This is a genomic window from Oceanithermus desulfurans, assembly GCF_014201675.1.
GTDB classification, from domain to species: domain Bacteria; phylum Deinococcota; class Deinococci; order Deinococcales; family Marinithermaceae; genus Oceanithermus; species Oceanithermus desulfurans.
The window spans coordinates 52514-71208 of the sequence record NZ_JACHEZ010000004.1; the positions used below are offsets into that span (position 1 = coordinate 52514).

20 protein-coding genes are annotated in these 18695 nt (G+C 72.6%); 13 read left to right on the forward strand and 7 right to left on the reverse strand.

Going from position 1 to position 18695, the window contains the following annotated elements:
- Window positions 1–2: 2 nt before the first annotated feature.
- The 13 genes from HNQ05_RS05910 to HNQ05_RS05970 are packed head-to-tail and all read left to right on the forward strand — an operon-like array spanning window position 3 to window position 11341.
- Entirely contained in the window at window positions 3–884 is an 882-nt protein-coding gene (locus HNQ05_RS05910) for an ABC transporter substrate-binding protein (protein ID WP_147146899.1), read from the forward strand.
- Between the two features lie 7 nt (window positions 885–891).
- Entirely contained in the window at window positions 892–1896 is a 1005-nt protein-coding gene (locus HNQ05_RS05915; protein ID WP_147146901.1) for a FecCD family ABC transporter permease, read from the forward strand.
- The gene (locus tag HNQ05_RS05920; protein ID WP_147146903.1) at window positions 1889–2665 is read left to right on the forward strand and encodes an ABC transporter ATP-binding protein; all 777 of its coding nucleotides are present in this window, start codon (window positions 1889–1891) and stop codon (window positions 2663–2665) included. Before HNQ05_RS05915 ends, HNQ05_RS05920 begins: the two co-directional genes overlap by 8 nt.
- Window positions 2662–3024, forward strand: coding sequence for a hypothetical protein (locus HNQ05_RS05925; RefSeq protein ID WP_147146905.1), 363 nt, complete (start codon window positions 2662–2664; stop codon window positions 3022–3024). The genes HNQ05_RS05920 and HNQ05_RS05925 overlap by 4 nt, the downstream gene beginning before the upstream one ends.
- Window positions 3005–3547 carry a cob(I)yrinic acid a,c-diamide adenosyltransferase gene (gene cobO / locus HNQ05_RS05930; RefSeq protein WP_147146907.1) on the forward strand — a complete coding sequence of 181 codons (543 nt, stop codon included), beginning with the start codon at window positions 3005–3007 and terminating at the stop codon, window positions 3545–3547. Before HNQ05_RS05925 ends, cobO begins: the two co-directional genes overlap by 20 nt.
- A 9-nt stretch (window positions 3548–3556) precedes the next feature.
- Window positions 3557–4360 carry an alpha/beta fold hydrolase gene (locus tag HNQ05_RS05935; protein WP_147146909.1) on the forward strand — a complete coding sequence of 268 codons (804 nt, stop codon included), beginning with the start codon at window positions 3557–3559 and terminating at the stop codon, window positions 4358–4360.
- Entirely contained in the window at window positions 4357–5688 is a 1332-nt protein-coding gene (locus HNQ05_RS05940) for a cobyrinic acid a,c-diamide synthase CobB (RefSeq protein ID WP_147146911.1), read from the forward strand. Before HNQ05_RS05935 ends, HNQ05_RS05940 begins: the two co-directional genes overlap by 4 nt.
- Window positions 5685–6557, forward strand: a complete 873-nt coding sequence (gene cbiB / locus HNQ05_RS05945) for an adenosylcobinamide-phosphate synthase CbiB (protein ID WP_147146913.1) — start codon at window positions 5685–5687, stop codon at window positions 6555–6557. Before HNQ05_RS05940 ends, cbiB begins: the two co-directional genes overlap by 4 nt.
- The gene (locus tag HNQ05_RS05950) at window positions 6545–7522 is read left to right on the forward strand and encodes an aminotransferase class I/II-fold pyridoxal phosphate-dependent enzyme (protein ID WP_307724371.1); all 978 of its coding nucleotides are present in this window, start codon (window positions 6545–6547) and stop codon (window positions 7520–7522) included. Before cbiB ends, HNQ05_RS05950 begins: the two co-directional genes overlap by 13 nt.
- A gap of 26 nt (window positions 7523–7548) precedes the next feature.
- Entirely contained in the window at window positions 7549–8265 is a 717-nt protein-coding gene (locus HNQ05_RS05955; protein ID WP_147146917.1) for a DUF3800 domain-containing protein, read from the forward strand.
- Window positions 8262–8795 (forward strand): histidine phosphatase family protein, encoded by a 534-nt coding sequence (locus tag HNQ05_RS05960; protein ID WP_147146919.1) that lies wholly within the window; start codon window positions 8262–8264, stop codon window positions 8793–8795. The genes HNQ05_RS05955 and HNQ05_RS05960 overlap by 4 nt, the downstream gene beginning before the upstream one ends.
- Window positions 8780–10759 carry a cobyric acid synthase gene (locus HNQ05_RS05965; RefSeq protein WP_147146921.1) on the forward strand — a complete coding sequence of 660 codons (1980 nt, stop codon included), beginning with the start codon at window positions 8780–8782 and terminating at the stop codon, window positions 10757–10759. Before HNQ05_RS05960 ends, HNQ05_RS05965 begins: the two co-directional genes overlap by 16 nt.
- 12 nt (window positions 10760–10771) lie before the next feature.
- A complete protein-coding gene (locus tag HNQ05_RS05970) occupies window positions 10772–11341 on the forward strand; it encodes a GNAT family N-acetyltransferase (protein WP_147146923.1) in 570 nt (189 codons plus the stop codon).
- Window positions 11342–11378: 37 nt separating this feature from the next.
- On the opposite strand, the gene HNQ05_RS05975 is transcribed toward HNQ05_RS05970, so the two are convergent.
- The 7 genes from HNQ05_RS05975 to HNQ05_RS06005 form a co-directional block, all read right to left on the reverse strand.
- The gene (locus HNQ05_RS05975; RefSeq protein ID WP_147146925.1) at window positions 11379–11849 is read right to left on the reverse strand and encodes a c-type cytochrome; all 471 of its coding nucleotides are present in this window, start codon (window positions 11847–11849) and stop codon (window positions 11379–11381) included.
- A gap of 99 nt (window positions 11850–11948) precedes the next feature.
- Entirely contained in the window at window positions 11949–12779 is an 831-nt protein-coding gene (locus HNQ05_RS05980; protein ID WP_147146927.1) for a carbohydrate ABC transporter permease, read from the reverse strand.
- Window positions 12780–12836: 57 nt separating this feature from the next.
- The gene (locus HNQ05_RS05985) at window positions 12837–13799 is read right to left on the reverse strand and encodes a carbohydrate ABC transporter permease (RefSeq protein WP_147146929.1); all 963 of its coding nucleotides are present in this window, start codon (window positions 13797–13799) and stop codon (window positions 12837–12839) included.
- Window positions 13800–13863: 64 nt separating this feature from the next.
- Entirely contained in the window at window positions 13864–15159 is a 1296-nt protein-coding gene (locus HNQ05_RS05990; RefSeq protein WP_147146931.1) for an ABC transporter substrate-binding protein, read from the reverse strand.
- Window positions 15160–15163: 4 nt separating this feature from the next.
- The gene (locus HNQ05_RS05995) at window positions 15164–16723 is read right to left on the reverse strand and encodes a glycoside hydrolase family 3 protein (protein WP_147146933.1); all 1560 of its coding nucleotides are present in this window, start codon (window positions 16721–16723) and stop codon (window positions 15164–15166) included.
- Entirely contained in the window at window positions 16720–17595 is an 876-nt protein-coding gene (locus HNQ05_RS06000) for an N-acetylmuramic acid 6-phosphate etherase (protein WP_147146935.1), read from the reverse strand. The genes HNQ05_RS05995 and HNQ05_RS06000 overlap by 4 nt, the downstream gene beginning before the upstream one ends.
- On the reverse strand, window positions 17592–18629 hold the full coding sequence (locus HNQ05_RS06005; RefSeq protein WP_147146937.1) for a serine hydrolase domain-containing protein: 1038 nt from the start codon (window positions 18627–18629) through the stop codon (window positions 17592–17594). The genes HNQ05_RS06000 and HNQ05_RS06005 overlap by 4 nt, the downstream gene beginning before the upstream one ends.
- Between the last annotated feature and the right edge of the window lie 66 nt (window positions 18630–18695).

Here is an 18695-nt window from a genome sequence, read left to right on the forward strand (position 1 = left end):
GTATGAAGAAGTTCGTCTTCCTGTTGGCCCTCCTCTTCAGCCTGGCCCTGGCCACGTCCTACCCGCTCGTCGTCACCGACGACCTGGGGCGCACGGTCACGATTCCCGCCGAGCCCCAGCGCATCGTGGTGATGCTGCCCTCGGCCACCGAGACGCTCTGCGCCGTGGGAGCCTGCGACCGGATCGTGGCCACCGACGACTACTCCAACTGGCCCGCCGAGGTGGCGGACAAGCCCAAGGCCGGGGGGCTGTACAACCCCAACGTCGAGCTCATCGCCAGCTTCGAGCCCGACCTGGTGATCACCAGCAAGTACGGCAAGCTCACCGAGGCGCTCGACAAGCTGGGCCTCACCACCTACGCGGTCAACACTCAGACCTTCGAGGACATCTTCCGCACCGCCCGCAACCTGGGCGAGCTGGTGAACCGCGAGGCCGAGGCCGAGGCGCTCGTCGCCCGCATCAACCGCGAGGTTTACGCGCTGGAGTCGCAGGCGGCCAAGGCGGGGGACCGCCCCACGGTCTACTACGAGATCGACGCCACCCCCTACACCGTGGGCCCCGGTTCCTTCATCGGCACGCTCATCAAGAAGGCCCGCGGGGTCAACGTGATCCCCGCCGAGCTGGGCCTCTTCCCCAAGATCAGCCCCGAGCTGGTGGTGGAGAAGGATCCCGCGGTGATCGTGCTGGGCGACGCCCCCTACGGCGTGACCGCGACCAAGATCGCCGAGCGCCCGGGCTGGGCGGCCCTTCAGGCGGTCCGCAGCGGTCGCGTCTGCGAGCTGACCAAGGAGCAGACCGACGTGGTGCACCGTCCCGGTCCCCGGGTCGCCGAGGGGCTCCGGGTGCTCATCGACTGCTTCCACCCCGGTCTGCTGGGCGAGTAGGCGGATCGTGCGCGCGCTCGGCTGGTTGCTCCTGCTCGGCACCCTCGCCCTGGTCGTGGTGCTGGGGGTGACGGTGGGGGCGGTGCCGCTGGGACCGGACCGGGTGCTGGCCGCGCTCGCCGACGGCCTGGCGGGCCGGGCGGTCGACCCCATCGTCTGGCAGATCCGGCTGCCGCGGGTGCTCATGGCGGCGCTGGTGGGGGCGGCGCTCGGCGTTTCCGGGGCCGTCTACCAGGGGTTGTTCCGCAACCCCCTGGCCGACCCCTACCTGATGGGGGCGGCTTCGGGGGCGGCCTTCGGGGCCACGGTGGCCCTCACCCTTACCGGCTCGCTCTCGAGCGCCTACGCCCACAGCGTCGCCGAGCGCTGGCCCGCGAGCGTGCCTCTCTTCGCCTTTGCAGGCGCGGTGGGCGCGGTGGCGCTGGCCGTCGTCCTCGCCGGCGGGGTGGCGCGGCGCTACAACCTGATCCTGGCGGGGGTGGTCGTCGGCAGCGTGCTGATCGGCCTCACCACCTACCTGATGATGCTCGACGCCGACCGGGTGCGCGCCGTCTTCAGCTACACGCTGGGCAACCTGGCCTTCAGCGGCTGGCCCGACGTGCAGCGGCTCGCGGCCTACCTGGTGGTCGCGCTCCTGCCCCTCTTCTTCTTCGGGCGTGCGCTCAACGCGCTGCAGCTGGGCGACGCGGTGGCCCACACCCTGGGGCTGCCGCTCGCCTGGATCAAGCTGGGGCTGATCCTGGGGGCGACGCTGGCCACCGCGGCCGCGGTGGCCCAGGTGGGCATCGTCGGCTTCGTGGGGTTGATCGTGCCCCACACGATGCGCCGCTTCGCGGGCGAGGACTACCGGGCGCTCGTGCCCGCGAGCGCGCTCGGCGGGGCGGTGCTGCTGGTGCTGGCCGACGTGCTGGCGCGGATGCTGGTGCGGCCGGCCGAGCTGCCGGTGGGCGTGGTGACGACGCTGCTGGGCGGCCCCTTCTTCCTCTACCTGCTCCGGAGGCAGCGTGCTTGAGGCGCGGGAGCTGCACTTCGGCTACCCGCAGGGTCCGCGGGTGCTGGCGGGGGTGGAGCTGCGGCTCGAGCCGGGAACCTGGCTCGCGGTGCTGGGGCCCAACGGGTCGGGCAAGACGACGCTCCTCGCCCTGCTGCTGGGCCTGCTGCGCCCCAGCGCGGGCGAGGTGCGGCTGGACGGGCGCCCGCTGCAGGCCTGGAGCGCGGCCGCGCGCGGCCGCCGGATCGCCTACCTTCCCCAGAACGGCCCCTACCCGCCGGGCCTGACCGCCGGCGAGGTGGTGCGCCTGGGCCGCCTGCCCCACCTGGGCTTGTGGAGCCGCGAGGGTCCGGACGACGAGGCCGCGGTGGCCTGGGCCATGCAGGTCACCGAGACGGTTGCGCTCGCGGACCGGCCCATGGCCGCGCTGTCCGGAGGGGAGCGCCAGCGGGTCCTGCTCGCCCGGGCGTTGGCGCAGCGGCCCCGCTACCTGCTCCTCGACGAGCCCACCAACCACCTGGACCTGCACCACCAGGCGGCCCTGCTCAGGCTGCTGGGGCGGCTCGCGGCCGAGGGCATCGGGGTCGCGAGCGTCTTTCACGACCCCAACCACGCGCTGGCGGCGGGCCGGGCGGTGCTCCTCGAAGGGGGAAGGGTGGCCGACGCCGGGACCCCGGAGCAGGTGGTCACGGGGGCGGCCTTCCGCCGGGTCTACGCGGGGGACGTTCGCGTCCTGCGCGGCGAGGGCCGGGTCGCGGTGCTCCCCCGCTGGGCGGAGGCGGAGCGGTGAAGGGAAGCCTGAGGGCCACCGGCCGGCTGCTCGTCGTGGACCTGGAGGAGGTGCGGCGGCTGGTGACCGAGAGCGGCCCGCGGCTGGCGCGCTACGTGGCCGTCGTCCGCTCGGAGGAGGTGCGCGCCTGCACCCGTGCGGGCACGAACCGCTTCGGGCCGCTGCTGCTGCGCCACGGCCTGCCGCCGGGCGAAACGGTCGTCTACACCACGACGGACGACACCCTGGACTTCGAGATCGAAGGGCGCACCGTGCGCGTGGGGGGCGTGGCCATCTACCCGGAAGGCCCGCCGGCGTGGGTGGAGACGCCCTACTACGTCTGGGTGGAGGGGACGGACGATGAAGAGGGAACGACCTGAGGGCGAGCGCCGCGGGCTGGTGCTCGTCTACACCGGCGACGGCAAGGGCAAGACGACCGCGGCCCTGGGTCTGGTGCTGCGCTCGCTGGGCCGCGGCTTCCGGCCGCGCATCTTCCAGTTCATGAAGCACGAGCGGGCGGCCTTTGGCGAGCACCGGGCGCTCGAAAAGCTGGGCGTGCCCATCGAGGGGCTCGGCGACGGCTTCAGCTGGCGCTCGCGCGACCTGGAGAAGTCCGCGGAGCTGGCGCGGGCGGGCTGGCGGCAGGCGGCCGCGGCCATCGCCTCGGGGGACTGGGACCTGGTCGTCCTCGACGAGGTGACCTACCCCCTCAACTTTGGCTGGGTTCCGGTCGCGGAGGTCCTCGACGCGCTGCGCGCGCGGCCCCGCCACGTGCACGTGGTGCTCACCGGCCGCGACGCCCCCCGGGCGCTGGTCGCCTTCGCCGATACCGTGACGGAGATGAAGAAGGTCAGGCACGCCTACGACGCCGGGGTCCCGGCGGCGAAGGGCATGGAGCATTAGGCTGGGGGCATGGATCCGCGCGTCGAGGCCCTGCGGGAGTTCCGGCGTCGCCGGAGGCCGCGCTCGCTGGAGCAGGGCGGCCGGGTCTGGCGCTACTACGCGCTGGGTGAGGGGCCGCGCACGCTCCTCTTCTTGCACGGCATGGCCGGCTCCGGCGACATCTGGTTCCAGCAGCTCGAAGCCTACGCGCGGCGCTGGCGGGTGGTGGCCCCCAGCTACCCGGCGACCGGGTCGCTGGGGGCCCTGGCGGACGGCGTCTGGGCGGTGCTCGACGCGTTGGGCGCCACGCGCGCGGTGGTGGTCGGCAGTTCGCTCGGCGGCCTGCTGGCGCAGTACCTGGTCGCTGTCCGGCCCGAGCGGGTGGAGCGGGCCGTCTTTGCCAACACCTTTCCGCCGGGCCACCCCGAGATCCTGAAAGGTCGCCGCCTGGCGGCGCTGGCCCGCTGGCTGCCCGAGCGGCTGGTGCTGGGGATGATGCTGCGCAACACCCGCCGGAAGCTGGTGCCGGCCGCCGGGGGCGACGCGCTGCTCGCCTACTACCTCGAGGAACAGTACACCCGCCGGATGCGCAAGGCCGACGTCCTCGCCCGTTCGCGGGCGGTCTTCGAGGTCTTCGACCCGCCCGAACCGCGCCTGCCCCACGCCGTCTTCGAGGCCGCCAACGACCCGCTCATCCCGCCGCGGGCTCGCGCCGACCTGAAGGCCCGCTACCCACGGGCCTTCGTGCGCGACCTCGGGGCGGTGGGCCACTTCCCCTACCTGAGCCACCCCGAGCGCTTCAACGCCGCGCTCGACGCGTTCTTGGAGTCGTGAAGCTGCCGCGTCTGGTCGTCGCCGCGCCGTCGTCGGGATCGGGAAAGACGACGGTGGCCGCGGTCTTGCTGGCCGCCTGGCGGGCGCGGGGAAGGGCGGTGCAGCCCTTCAAGGCCGGGCCCGACTACATCGACCCTACCCACCTGGCCCGCGCCGCGGGGCGGACGCCGCGCAACCTCGACGGCTGGTTCCTCGACCGTCCCGAGCTGCTCGAGGTCTTCCGGCGCGGGGTAAAGGGCGCTGCGGGTGCGCTGGTGGAAGGGGTGATGGGCCTCTTCGACGGTCGTGACGCCCTGGGGCGCGAAGGCTCGACCGCCCAGGTGGCCCGCTGGCTGGACGCTCCGGTGGTGCTGGTGGTGGACGCGCGCGCCATGGCCGGTTCCATCGCTGCGCTGGTGCGGGGGTTTCGCGACCACGATCCGCGCCTGCGGCTGGCGGGGGTGGTGGCCAACCGGGTGGGCTCGAAGCGGCACGCGCAGATTCTGGCCGAGGCGCTCGAGTCCGTGGGGGTGCCCTTCTTGGGCTACCTGCCCCGGAGCCCCGAACTCGAGCTGCCGGAGCGGCACCTGGGCCTGGTGCTGGCCGGGGAGCGCACGCTCGACCCCGGAGCCTGGGTCCGGGCGGCGGCCACGCTCGAGGTGGAGGCGTTGTGGCGGCTCGCCCGCTCGACGCCGCCGCTCGACGCACCGGCCCATCGCCTGCCCCTGGGTCGCGAGCCGCTGCGGGCGCGGATCGCCGTGGCCCGCGACGCCGCCTTCAACTTTTACTACCCCGAAGCGCTCGAGCTGCTCGAGCAGCTGGGCGCGGAGCTCGTTCCCTTCAGCCCGCTCGCAGACGACGCTTTGCCCGCAGACGCAGGCGCGGTCTGGATCGGCGGCGGCTACCCCGAGCTCTACGCGCGCGAGCTGGCCGCGAACCGGGGGATGCTGGAGGCGCTGCGCCGCTTCGAGGGGCCGGTCTACGCCGAGTGCGGCGGCCTGATGTACCTCTCGGAGGCGCTCACGACGCCCGAGGGCCGCTTTGCGATGGCCGGCCTCGTCCCCGGAGCGGCGCGCATGCAGGAGCGGCCCACCCTGGGCTACCGCCACGTCGAGGCGCTGGCCGACGGTCCGGTGGCCCGGCGCGGCTGGCGCGCCAAAGGGCACGCCTTCCACTACTCCACCCGGCCCGCGGTGGAGCCCGCGGCCTGGCGGCGGGTGGACGGCGCGGAGCGCGAGGGCTACCTCGACGGCCGGGTGCACGCCAGCTACACCCACCTCTACTTCCCGGCGGCCCCGGAGCTGGCGCGGCGCTTCGTCGCGGCGGCCGCGCGCGGGGGTGTGAGGTGACCGTCCTGCTCGCCGCCTTTCTCGACGGGCTGCTGCGCGAGCCGCCGGCGCGGCTGCACCCGGTGGTGGGGATCGGGCGGCTGCTCGCGGGGCTCGAGCGTTTCTGGCGCGACGACGCGCGCGCGGGCGCGGCCGCCTGGGCGGCGGGGGCCGTGGTCGTAACGGGGATCGCCGCCTTGCTCGGGCGCTGGACCCTGACGCTGGAGACGCCCTGGCGCCTGGCGGCGACGGCGCTGCTGCTCTGGCCCGCCTTCTCGCTGCGGATGCTGCTCGAGGAGGTGGCCGTGGTCGAGGCGGCGCTGGCGCGCGACCTGGACGAGGCCCGCACGCGGCTCGCGCGGCTGGTGAGCCGCGACACCGGGAACCTCGACGAGGCCGGGGTGCGCATGGCAGCTTTGGAAACGCTGGCCGAGAACTTCTCGGACAGCCTGGTGGCGCCGATGTTCTACTTCGTCCTCTCCGGTCTCCCCGGGGCCTGGCTCTACCGCTACGCCAACACCGCCGACGCGACCTGGGGTTACCGCAGCCGTCGTTACCGGCACTGGGGCCGCTTCGCCGCGCGCGCCGACGACCTGCTCAACCTGCTGCCGGCGCGGCTGGCCGCCGGCCTGCTGGGGGGTGGCCGCGACCTCGCCGCGTTGCGGCGCGAGGCGGCGCGCACCCCCTCGCCCAACGCCGGCTGGCCGATGGCGGCCTTGGCCCTGGCGATGGGGGTGCGGCTGGAAAAGCGGGGCGCCTACGTGCTCAACCCCTCCGGACGCGACCCCGAGCCCGCCGACCTTCGGCGGGCGCTGGCGCGGGCGCGCCGTACGGCGGTCGTCGTCTACGCGCTGGCCGCGCTCCTCGGCTGGGGGGTGTGGGGGTTGTGATCTTTCACGGCGGACCCGACGGAGGCCCCGAGCCGCGCTTCGACTTTTCCAGCAACGCCAACGCCCTGGGTCCCAACCCGGTGGTGCTCGAGGCCGTGCGCGCGGCCGACCTGAGCCGCTACCCGGACCCTGCCTACACGGCGTTACGGACCCGGCTGGGGGCGTGGCACGGGGTCCCCGCCGGCCGCGTGGTGGTGGGGGCGGGGGCGAGCGAGCTGATTCACCGCGTGGTGCGGGTCTTCGGCGGGCCGGTGCTCACGCTCGAGCCCACCTTCGGCGAGTACGCCGCCGCGGCCCGCGCGGCGGGGGTTGAACACCTCGCCACCTACGGGCCGGAGGCCTTCCTCGAGGCGCTCCCGGGCGCCGGGGTGGCCTTCCTCGCCCAGCCCGACAACCCCAGCGGCGAGGTCCACGAGGCCGCCTTTCTGGACGAAGCGTCGCGTCGCGCCCGCGAGGGCGGGGCGCGGCTCGTCGTCGACCTGGCCTACGCGCCTTTGGTGGAGGGAGACGCCCCCCGGCCCGCGGAGGCGTTGCAGCTGCACGCTCCCAACAAGGCGCACGGGTTGGTGGGCGTGCGCGCCGGCTACCTCGTGCTGCCGCCCGGTCTGGCGGCGCCGCTGGTGGAAGCGGCGCCTTCCTGGGTGATCGGGCCCGCCGCCGTCGCCTTCCTGGAAGCCCAGGCGGGCGAGGCGGCGCGCGCCTGGGTGCGTTCCACGCGCCCGCGGCTGTGGCTCTGGCGCCGCAGCCTGGCGGCGAGCCTGCGCGCCCTCGGTTACGAGGTGCGCGAGGGCGCGGCCAACTTCCTGATGGCGCGCCTGGGTGCGGCCGCGGCCGGCCGCCTGAGGCGGCGCTCGATCCGGGTGCGCCCCCTGGACGACAAGGGGCTGCCCGACTGGGCGCGTCTCTCCGCCCAGCCGCCCGCGGCCCAGCAGGCCCTGCTGCGCGCCGCCCAGGAGTCCTCATGACCGGAGCGGTATCATCAGGCGCAGGCATGGAAGGAGCCCACTTCCTCTTCATCGACGAGACCGGCGTGCTGAGCCGCGACCGGCGCCAGCCCTTCTTTGGTCTGGGGCTGTTGCGCACCGCCGACACCGCGGCGCTCTCGGCCGAGCTGCACGCGCTCCTGCAGCGGGCGCGCGGCCGCATCCACCCGCGCTTCGAGTTCAAGTTCACCCGCATCGGCCGCCGCAGCGCCTGGGTCTACCGCGAGCTGGTGGACCTCTTCTTTGCCCTACCGGGCTTGGGGTTCAAGGCCTGGGTCTTCGACAAGCGGGGTCCGGACTTCGACCCCGGGCGCAACTACGGCGGCCTCTGGGAGGCCCAGATCGCCTACAGCCGCCGCCTGATCGAAAGCGCCCTGGCCGACGGCGCCTACGGGGTGGTCATCGCCGACCACGTGACCAAGCCGCGGGAGTCGCAGCGCTACTTCGAGCGCGAGGTGCGCCGCCACCCCCGGGTGCTCAACGCCCTCATGCTCGATTCCAACGCCACCCTCTACGTGCAGCTGGCCGACGTGCTCTTGGGGTTGGTGGTCTACGACTGCAAGGTGCGCGCCGGCGTGGCCGCGTCGAATCCGGTCAAGCAGGAGGTCGCCCGCCACCTGGCCGAACGCGTGGGTGTGACCGAGCTCTGCCGGCCTCACACCCGGCGCGAGCCGCCCTATTTTGGGGTGCGCCTGGTGGCGCCGTCGGGAGGAGCCGAGCCGTGAAGACCCTGTTCCTGATCCGCCACGGCGAGAACATCTGGAACCGCGAGCACCGCCTGGGCGGCTGGACCGACGTGCCGCTGACGCCGCTGGGGCGCCGGCAGGCGGCGGCGCTCGCGCCGCAGCTCGCCGGCGAGCGTTTCGACGCCGTCTGGGCAAGCGACCTGGTGCGGGCCTGGAAGACGGCCGAGCTGGCGGGCTTCGCGCCCGAGCGGGTCCCCGATCTGCGCGAGATCCACTTCGGCCTGCTCGAGGGTCGCCGCTGGGAGACCCTGGAGCCCGAGGTGCAGGAGGCGATGATGGGTTTCGAGCGCTTCCGCGCCCCCGGCGGCGAGGCGACGCTCGAAGTTCTGGAGCGTGTGAGCGCCTTCGTGGACGCACTGCCGGCGGGGCGGCACCTGATCTTCAGCCACGCCGGGGTGATGCGCGCGCTGCTCTGGCTCTCCGGAGACCTGCAGATCGTTCCCCACACCACCGTCTACGTCTACGAATGGCCGGCCAGGCGCCTGGTGGAGGTATGGCGCGACGCCTAGCCCCGGTGCTGATGGTCCAGGGGACCACCTCGGGCGCCGGCAAGAGCCTGCTGGTCACCGCGCTGGCCCGCTGGTTCGCGCGCCGGGGCTTGCGGGTGGCCCCCTTCAAGGCGCAGAACATGTCGAACCACGCCCGCGTGGCCGCGGGCGGCGAGATGGGCAGCGCCCAGTACCTGCAGGCGCGGGCGGCCGGGGCGGTGCCCGAGGTGCGGATGAACCCGGTGCTGCTCAAGCCCGAGGCCGATACCCGCAGCCAGGTGGTGGTGCTGGGGCGGTACGACCCCGGGCTCTCGCGCACGCCCTGGACCGAGCGGAAGTCGCGGCTCTGGCCGCTGGTGCGGGAGAGTCTGCGGGCGCTGCGCGAGGAGTACGAGCTGATCGTCGCCGAGGGCGCGGGCAGCCCCGCCGAGGTCAACCTGCGCGCCGGCGACATCGTCAACATGGCCGTCGCGCGCGAGGCGGGCGCGGCGGTGCTGCTGGTGGCTGACATCGACCGCGGCGGCGCCTTCGCCCACCTTTGGGGCACCTGGAGCCTGCTCGCGCCCGAGGAACGGGCGCTGGTGCGCGGCTTCGTCCTCAACAAGTTTCGCGGCGACGCCGGCCTGCTGGCCCCCGCCCCCGATTTGCTCGAGCGCTGGACCGGGGTGCCCACGCTGGGGGTGCTGCCCTACCTGCGCCACCACCTCCCCGACGAGGATGCGCCCCTCCTCGGTCACGCGGCGTCCGCGGAGGGGCCCCGGGTGGCCATCGTCGCCTACCCCTACGCCTCCAACCTCGACGAGTTCTGGCCGCTCGCGGAGCTGGCGCGGGTGGAGCTGGTACGGGAGCCGGCGGCGCTCGCGGACGCGGAACTGGTCGTGCTGCCGGGCTCCAAGCACGTCGCCGCCAGCGCCGCCTGGCTGGCGTCGAGCGGCATGGGCCGCGCCGTAAAGGAGCACGCCGAGTCCGGAAAACCGGTCCTGGGCGTCTGCGGCGGGTTGCAGCTTCTGGGGCGCGAGGTGCAGGACCCTGAGGGGGTCGAGGGCGCGGCGGAGGGGCTGGGCCTGCTGGAGCTCGAGACGACGATGGATCCCCAGAAGACGGTGCGGCGCACGCGGGCGCGCTTCGCCGCGCTCGAGGGTTTCTGGGCGCCGCTGGCGGGCCTGGAGGTCGCCGGCTACGAGATCCACCACGGCCACAGCCGCGCCGGCGGCGCGACCCGCGAGGCGATGGCCGGCGGGCTGGCCTTCGCCCGGGGGAACGTGCTGGGCGTCTACCTGCACGGCCTCTTCGAGGACCCGGCGGTGCAGCGGGCCCTCTTCGGCCGCGCGGCCGCGGGCCTGGAGGCCGAGTTCGAGCGGCTGGCGGACGCGCTGGAAGCGCATCTGGACATGGACCGCATCGAGGCGCTGGCCCTTGGGGAAAGCGCGCCCGCGAAGGCGGCGGGCACGGCGCCCGGGGAGCCGCCCGGGGGGCCGCGGCTCGTTCTTTACCTGGGCGGGGCGCGGGCGGGCAAGAGCGCGGCGGCGCTGGCCCGGGCGCGGGCGCTGGGGGGCGAGGCCGTCAGCTTCGTCGCCACCGCCGAGGCGGGCGACGAGGAGATGGCCGCGCGGGCGGCGGCCCACCGGGCCGAGCGGCCCGCGGCCTGGGAGACGATCGAAGAACCCCGCGACGCCGCGGCGGCGCTCGCGCGCGCGCGGCACGACGTCGTCGTGCTCGACTGTCTGACCCTGCTCGTGAGCAACCTTTTGCTGGATGGCGGCGAGGCGGCGGTACGGGAGGGCGTAGAGGCGCTGCTCGCCGCCTGGCGCGAAAGCGGCAAGACGCTGATCGTGGTCAGCAACGAGGTGGGGATGGGCATCGTGCCAACGGTCGCTTTGGCCCGGCGCTACCGCGACCTGCTGGGCTGGACCAACCGCACCGTGGCCGCGGCGGCGGACGAGGTGCGGTTGGTGGTGGCGGGGCGGGAGCTGCCGCTCGGGTAGGCTGGGGGAAGGATGCGGCTACCCCGCGAGCTCGAGACCGAGCGGTTGCGCCTGCGCGCCCCGCGCCCGGACGATCAGGGCTTCCTCGAAGGGCTGTTCTCCGACCCCGGCGTCGTGCGTTTCCTCAGCTTCGAGCCCGTCACCGAGCCCGAGCGCATTCGGGCGATGCTGAGCGCTTTCACGGCCGCCTGGGCCCGCCACGGCGGCGATCTGTCCGTGGAAAAGCAGGGGTTCCTCTACCTGCTGGAGCGCCGTTCCGACCGGGCGACGCTGGGCACGCTGGGGGTGCGCAAGGAAACCTACGGCTACGAGCTTAGCTACGCGCTGGCGCGGTCGGCCTGGGGCCACGGCTACATGCCCGAGGCGGTGCGGGCCGTGGCCGACTGGCTCTTGGCCCACGGCGCCTGGCGCGTCTTCGCCACCTGCCACGTGGACAACACCGGGTCGCAGCGCGTCCTGGAAAAAGCGGGTTTCGAGCGTGAGGGTCGGATGCGCCGCTACTTCACCTTTCCCAACCTGGGCCCGGAGCCGGCCGACGGCTACCTCTACGCCAAAGTAACCCCCGCGCGCCGTTCGCCCTGAGGCGGCGCGCGGGGGGACGCGGGCCCGTGCGGGGTCGCTATTCCTTTTCTTCCACCAGGGCCTTCCACTCGAGGTAGACCTGCTGCGGCGTCAGTTTGAGGCCGCGTTCCTTGGCCACCTCCTCGGCGGTGTAGGGCTTGAAGTCCTTGGGCAGGTGTTCGGCGTTGCCCCAGGCAGTGAGGGTGTAGTTGAGGATGGCCGCGATCTCGGCGTCGCTGATCTGCGCCAGCGGCGGCATGAAGCCGTCGTAGGTGACCCCCATGGCCGTAATCTTGCCCTGGAGGCCGAAGAGCACCACGTGTATGAGGAACTTCCGCCCCTTCTCGCCCTTCTCGATGTACTCGTAGACCTCCCCGGCCAGCGGCGTGAAGACCCCCTTGACGCCTTCGCCACCCACCTGGTGACAGGCGGCGCAGTAAGTACCGTAGGCGGTTTTCCCGGCGTCGGAAGCCCACGCCAGGCCCAGACCGGCAACCAGCGCGATGACCAGCACCCCGTTCCTCGTCATGTTGTCCTCCTGTGAATAGGTTCTCATATGGAGCCGGGACATGTGTCCCGGCGTTGGGCCTTGGGCGCGCGCGGCCGCCCGTCCGCGGCGAAGGGGTCCTCAGCCCTTCAGGCTGCCCAGCGTCAGCCCGCGGATGAAGTACTTTTGCGCGGCCAGGAAGACGATGATCGGCGGGATCGTGGCCAGCGAGAGGCCGGCCATGAGCACGGTCCACTCGGTGGTGAACTGGGTGTTGAAGACGGCCAGGCCCACGGTGAGCGGGCGCATCTCGATGGAGTTGGTGGCGATCAGCGGCCAGAGGAAGGCGTTCCAGCCGCCCAGGAAGGTGAAGGTGCCCAGCGTGGCCAGTGCCGGGGCCGCGAGCGGCAGGGCGACCCGCCAGTAGATCTGCCAGGGGGTGGCCCCGTCGATGAGCGCGGCCTCCTCGAGCTCCCGCGGCAGCGAGATGAAGTTCTGGCGCATCAGGAAGATGGCGAAGGCGTCGAAGAGCCCCGGCAGGATGAGGGCGTAGTAGGTGTCGATCCAGCCCAGCCGACTCATGATGATGAAGAGCGGGATGATCAGCACGTGGGCCGGGATCATCAGCGTGATCAGCGAGAAGAGGAACATCACGTCCTTGCCCTTCCAGGAAAAGCGCGCGAAGGCGTAGCCTGCGAGCGCGCCGCTGGTCAGGTTCAGGAAGGTAAGGCCGAGCGCCAGCACCAGCGAGTTGAAGTACCAGCGCGCGAAGGGCACCGCGGTGAGCACCCGCTGGTAATTCTCCCAGTGCAGCTTTTCGGGCCAGAGCTGGATGGGCAGGTCGAAGAGCGAACCCGGCTCCTTGAAGCTCGTCGAGATCATCCACAAGAAGGGTACGAGCATGGTCAGGCCGCCCAGCAGCAGCACCACGAAGATGACGGCGTCGGCGATTCTCTGCTTGCGTTTACTCATTCCCGGCCTCCCCGCGGGTTCGCGCCCGCCCGCGGCTTCTCCTTCGCTGGCCGCTTCTCATGCTTCCTCCCAGACCCAGCGCTTGCGCAGCTGCCACTGCACCACGGTGAGGGCGAAGAGGAAGGCGAAGAGCAGCCAGGCGATCGCCGAGGCGTAGCCCATGTCGGGCGGGAAGATGCCGAAGGCCTTCTGGTAGAGGTAGAAGAGCAGCACGTTGGTGGCGTCGAGCGGCCCCCCGCCGGTCATCACGTAGATCAGCCCGAAGACCTGGAAGCCGCCGATCAGTGCGAGCAGGGTGTTGAGGAAGACGGTGGGCGAGAGCAGCGGCAGGGTGACGTTCCAGAACTGCTGCCAGGGCCCGGCGCCGTCGAGCGACGCGGCCTCGTAGTAGGTTTTGTCGATGTTCTGCAGGCCCGCCAGGAAGATCAGCATGCGGAAGCCGATGCCCGCCCAGACGGCGGCGAGGATGATGCCGGGCATGGCCCAGCGCTCGTCGGAGAGCCAGCCGGGCCCCTGGGTGGCCAGCCAGTGGACGAGCGCGGGGGCGGCGAGCCCGAAGAAGCCGAAAAGGGCCTCGAGCTGCTGGCCGCTCCAGCGCAGGAAGAGGTTGACCGGGCCCACGTAGGGGTTGAGCACCCAGCGCCATAAAAGACCCACGGCCACCACGCTGGTCACCGTGGGCAGCAGGTAGAGGGTGCGCACGATCTTGACCCCGGGAAAGTCGCGGTTGAGTCCCAGGGCCACCATCAGCGAAATGAAAATTTCCAGCGGAACCGCCACCAGCACGTAGTAGAGGGTGTTCCAGAAGGCCTTGTGGAGCACCGGGTCACGCGCCATCTCGCGGTAGTTCTCGAGCCCCACCCAGCTGTCCACGACGGCGCTGAGGTTGAGGGGGTCGAAGACGTCCCACTGGGTGAACGAGAGGACGAGCGAGATCAGGATGGGCCCGGCGTTGAAGGCGAAAAAGCCCACCAGGCTGGGCAGGATGAAGAGCCAGGGAAAGCGGCGGTAGCTGGACATTTCGAAAACGTGACTTCCCGTGTTGGAAGGGCCGCGGGGGCGTGCCCCCGCGGCCCGAAAAAGGTTACTTGCGCTTCGCGCGCTCGGCCTGAACTTCGTCGAGGATCTTCTGCACCGCGGGCGCGACCTTGTCGAGGGCGGTCTGGACGTCCTCCTTGCCTTCCCATACCGGACCCAGCGCCTTGGAGATGAGGTTCAGCGCCTCGCTCCAGCGCTCGAAGGTCTCGGTGGGCACCGCGTCCTTATTGACGGTGAGGAAGTACTGCTGGTGGCGCGGCGGCGGCGGCTGGAAGAAGGCTTTGAGGATGGCGTTGGTGGCCGTGGGGTTCAGCGGGTCGAAGCCGATCGCGGGGATGATCAGGCCGCCCTTGGTGAAGGCGAGGCTGCCTTCGGGGCCGGCGAGGAACTTGAGCACCTCCCAGGCGGCGTCGGGGTTCCGGCTCTGCCGCGAGATGGCCCAGCCCGAGCCGTCGATGTCGACGATGCTCCCGGCCTTGCCCCGGGGGAAGGGGACGATGTCCCAGTCGAACTTGGCCTTCTTCTTGAGGCTGGGCACGCGCCAGCGTCCGTCGACGATCATGCCCGTCTTACCGCCCAGGAAGAGGCTGTAGGCGCTGCGGTCGGCGGCCTCGGCGGGGGTGGGGGCGACGTGGTGCTTCCAGCGCAGGTCCACGTAGAACTGCAGGCCTTCGACCGAGGCGGGGCTGTTGAGCAGGAACTTGGAGTGGTCGGGGCTGTACCAGCGGCCGCCGTTCGACCAGACCCAGGGCTCCCAGAAGAGGAAGTAGGTGTAGAAGCTCACCCCCCACTGGGTGCGCTTGCCGCCCTCTTCTTTGGTCAGCGCCTTGGCGTAGCGCAGGAAGTCGTCCCAGGTCCAGTTGGGGTCGGGGTCGGGCAGGCCCGCCTCGCGCAGCAGGTCGCGGTTGTAGTAGACGACCATGTTGGAGATGTCGCGCGGCAGGGCGTAGAGCTTGCCCTCGAAGCGGAAGGCGTCGAGGATGCCCTTGTAGAAGATGCCGGTGTCGTAGTTGTCCTTCTTGATGAAGGGCTCGAGCGGCCGGGCCACGCCCTTGGCCGCCAGGGCGGGGAAGTTGATGTTGTTGGTGAAGAAGAGGTCGGGCGCCTTGCCGGCGGCGAACATCGCGGTCAGCTTGGTCCAGTAGTCGCGCGAGGGGATGTGCAGCAGCTCGACCTTGATGTTCGGGTGCTCGGCCTCGAACTTCTTGAAGAGCTCCTTGTAGAGGGCGATCTCCGACTCGCCGCCCCACCCGGCCACGGTGACCTTGGTGGTCTTGGCTGCGCCCAGGCCCATCGTCAGCACGAGGGCGAGGGCTCCCAGTTTGAGGATCCAACGCTTCATAGTCTTACCTCCCGATTCCCGATCCGATGGGGAAGGGCCCCACCGGTACCGGTAGCTTGCCGCCGGGGACGAAGCTCCCGGACAGCGCTTCCAACGCGGCGCGCACCTGGGCCGCGCGGTAGCCGTAGGTGACCAGGTACCCCGCGGGCGCGGGGTCCAGGTAGGTGTAGTCGTCGGGGTTGCCCAGCGCGACGACGTAGACGGGTTTGCCGGTCCGGACCAGCGCCTGGTAGAGCCAGACCTGCTCCTCGGGCAGCCGGCCCAGCCAGTGGTAGGTGCCGAGGACGATGCGGTCGAACTTCTTTGCGCGCGCCACCGCCGCGGTGATGTCGCTGCCCGAAGGCACCTCGCCCACGACCTGGTAGTGCGCCCCCGGCAGGTACTTGGGAGCCAGCTCGGCCAGGCTGGGTTCGGCGCCCCAGGTGGCGCGCACCCGGGGGGCGACGACCAGCGTGCCCGCACCGGGAATGGGCAGCTCGCCGGCGAGCCAGGTGACGCCCGCCCGCGCCGCCTTCAGGTTGAGCGCCGCGAGCGCCTTCCAGTCGGGCTCGGGCGCGGGGGGGCGCAGCCGCGCCCGAGCCGCTTGCAGCCGGCGTTCGCTGGCGGCGGCGCGCGCCGGTGCGATCCGGCCGCTGGTCAACGCCTCGTCGAGGGCGGCGTAGACCGCCTCGGCGGTGCCGCCGCCACGGCCCACCAGCACCAGGTCGGCCCCGGCCAGAACGGCCCGCACCGCGGCCTCGCCCGCGCCCCAGCGGCCCGAGATGGCGCGCATGCCCATGTCGTCGGTGACGATCAGCCCGTCGTAGCCCATCTTCCCCCGCAGCAGCCCGGTGAGGATCTTGCGCGAGAGCGTGGCGGGGGCGTCGGGGTCGAGGGCGGGGTAGAGGATGTGGGCGGTCATGATGACGGGAACCCCGGCGCGCACGGCCGTCCGGAAGGGGGCGAGCTCCACCCGCTCGATCGCCTCGAGCGGCTTGTCCACGATCGGCAGGCCGGTGTGGGAGTCGGTCTGGGTATCGCCGTGGCCGGGGAAGTGCTTGGCCGTCCAGAGCACGCCCGCCTCCTCGAGGCCGCGGGCGAAGGCCAGCCCGTGCCGGATCACCCCCTCGGGGTCGGCGCCGAAGCTGCGCAGGCCGATGATCGGGTTCTTGGGGTTGACGTTGACGTCGAGCACCGGGGCCAGGTCCACGTTCGCGCCCAGGTAGGCGACTTCCTGGCCGATGGCGCGGCCGACCGCGCGGGTGAGCTCGGAGTCGCCCGCGGCCGCCAGCGCCATGGCCGCGGGGAAGCGGGGCACGCCGGGGGCGCGGTAACTGAAGAAGGGACCGCCCTCCTGGTCGATGAGGACGAGTAGGTCGGGGTAGCGCCGGCGCAGCTCGCGCACCGTTCCCACCGGATCGTTCGCCAGGTTCGAGGGGAAGAGGATCACCCCCGCGGGGCGGTAGCGCTCGATCAGCTGGGTCGGCGGCTCGGCGCCCCGGTAGGAGAGGATCATGAACTGCCCGGGGTGGGCGGCGAAGGCCAGCGAGAAGAGGGCGAGCAGGGCGAGCAGACGCCGTTTCATTTCAGGGCCTCCCGCAGGTTGCCGCCGGCGGCCGCCAGGCGCCGGCGCGCGGCTTCGGGGTCGGGTTCACGCTCGAGCAGCACGGCCAGGCGCACGTCGCCGCCGGCCCGTTCGAGCAGCGCCCGGGCACGCTCCGCGTCCACCCCGGCGATCTCGGCGACGATGCCCACCGCCCTGCGGACGAGCTTCTCGTTGGAGGCGTTCACGCCGACCATCAGGTTCGAGTAGACGCGTCCGAGCCGGATCATGAGCAGCGTCGAGAAGAGGTTGAGCGCCACCTTCTGCGCGGTGCCGGCGGCCAGCCGCGTGGAGCCGGCGAGGACCTCGGGGCCGGTCTCCAGCAGCACGCCCACCTCGGCCGCCGCCAGCAGCGGCGTCTGCGGGTTGTTGGCGAGGCCCACGGTGAACGCGCCCAGGCTGCGGGCGGTGCGCACCGCGGCGACGGTGAAGGGCGTGCGGCCGCTCGCGGCCACCCCCACGAGCACGTCCGCGGGCCCCAGGCCGGCCTCGCGCACCCGGCGTTCGGCCTCCCCGGCCGCGTCCTCGGCGGCCTCGGCGGAGCGCACCAGCGCCTGCTCGCCACCCGCGAGCAGGTAGCCCAGGCGTTCGTGAGGCCAGCCGAAGGTCGGGGGCAGCTCCACGGCGTCGAGTGCGGCCAGCCGTCCCGAGGTTCCGGCGCCCGCGTAGAGCAGCCGCCCGGAGCCCCGCTCCAGCCGTTCGGCCGCGCCCCGGGCGGCGCGCTCGAGCTCGGGCAGCGCCGGGCGCACCGCGGCCAGCGCGGCGAAGTTGCGTTCGAGCAGGGCCTCGAGCACCTCGGCGTCGGGCCAGGTGTCGAGGCCGCGGAAGCGCAGGGCGACGTCCTCGGTGGTCATGCGGGCCTCCAGGCGGCGGCCAGGGCGTTGCCTACGGCACGCCGCAGGTCGGGCAGGGGGTTGGGGCGGTGGCGACTGGGGTGGACGCGGTTCGAAAGCAGCGCCCAGGCGTAGCCGCGTTTGGGGTCGATCCAGACGCCGGTGCCGGTGAAGCCGGTGTGGCCGTAGGCGGCCGGGCTGGTCAGGCTGCCGCCGGACCAGCCGGGGTGGCGGCGCACCCAGCCGAGCAGGCGCTCCTCGCTCTGAGGTTCGAGCGCCTCCGCGTGGGCCGCGGGGGAAAGCTCAGCGCCGGTCAGCCAGGCTTGGGCGCGGTCGAGCACCCCGTCCAGGGTGCCGAAGAGGCCGGCGTGGCCCGCCGCGCCTCCCAGGGCGAAGGCGTTTTCGTCGTGGACCTCGCCCACCAGGACGCGGCCGCGCCAGGGGCAACGCTCGGTGGCGGCGCTACGCTCGGGATCGGGCGCGAAGGTCAGGCCCGCAGGCAGCGCGAACCGCTTCAGCTCCCGCCGGCGCAGGCGCTCGAGCAGCAGGCCCAGCAGCATGTAGCCGACGTCGGAGTAGACGGGCGCGCCCAGCTCCCAGCGCTCCTGCAGCAGCCGCGCCTTCAGCGTTTCGGGCCGCCCGCCCCAGGTGTAGAGCGGCACCCAGGCGGGCAGACCGGCCTGGTGGGCCAGCAGCCGCCGCACCGTCAGGCGGGCCAGGGGGGCGTCCTCCTGCAGCCAGCCGGCCTCGGGCAGGTGGCGCGCGAGCGGGTCGTCGAGGTCGAGCCGCCCTTCCTCCACGAGCCGCAGCACCTCGGGCAGGGTGAAGAGCACCTTGGTCAGGCTGGCCAGGTCGAACCAGGCGTCCGGCGCGAGCGGCCGGGTTTCGGGTTCCCGCATGGCCGCGCCCAGGTGGAGCGCCGCGCGGCCGCCGGCGGCCGAAACCACCCCGAGCGCCGCTCCCGGAACCCCGCCCTCGGCGAGGGCCGCTTCCAGAATCGGTGCGGCTGCGGTAAGCATCCGTTCGAGGGTGGCTTGGTTCGGCGCGGCGTTCATCTTTGGGCGGAGTATACCGCGCGGGTAGGGGCGGGGCAAGGCGAATGGTATGCGAGTGGTATACTC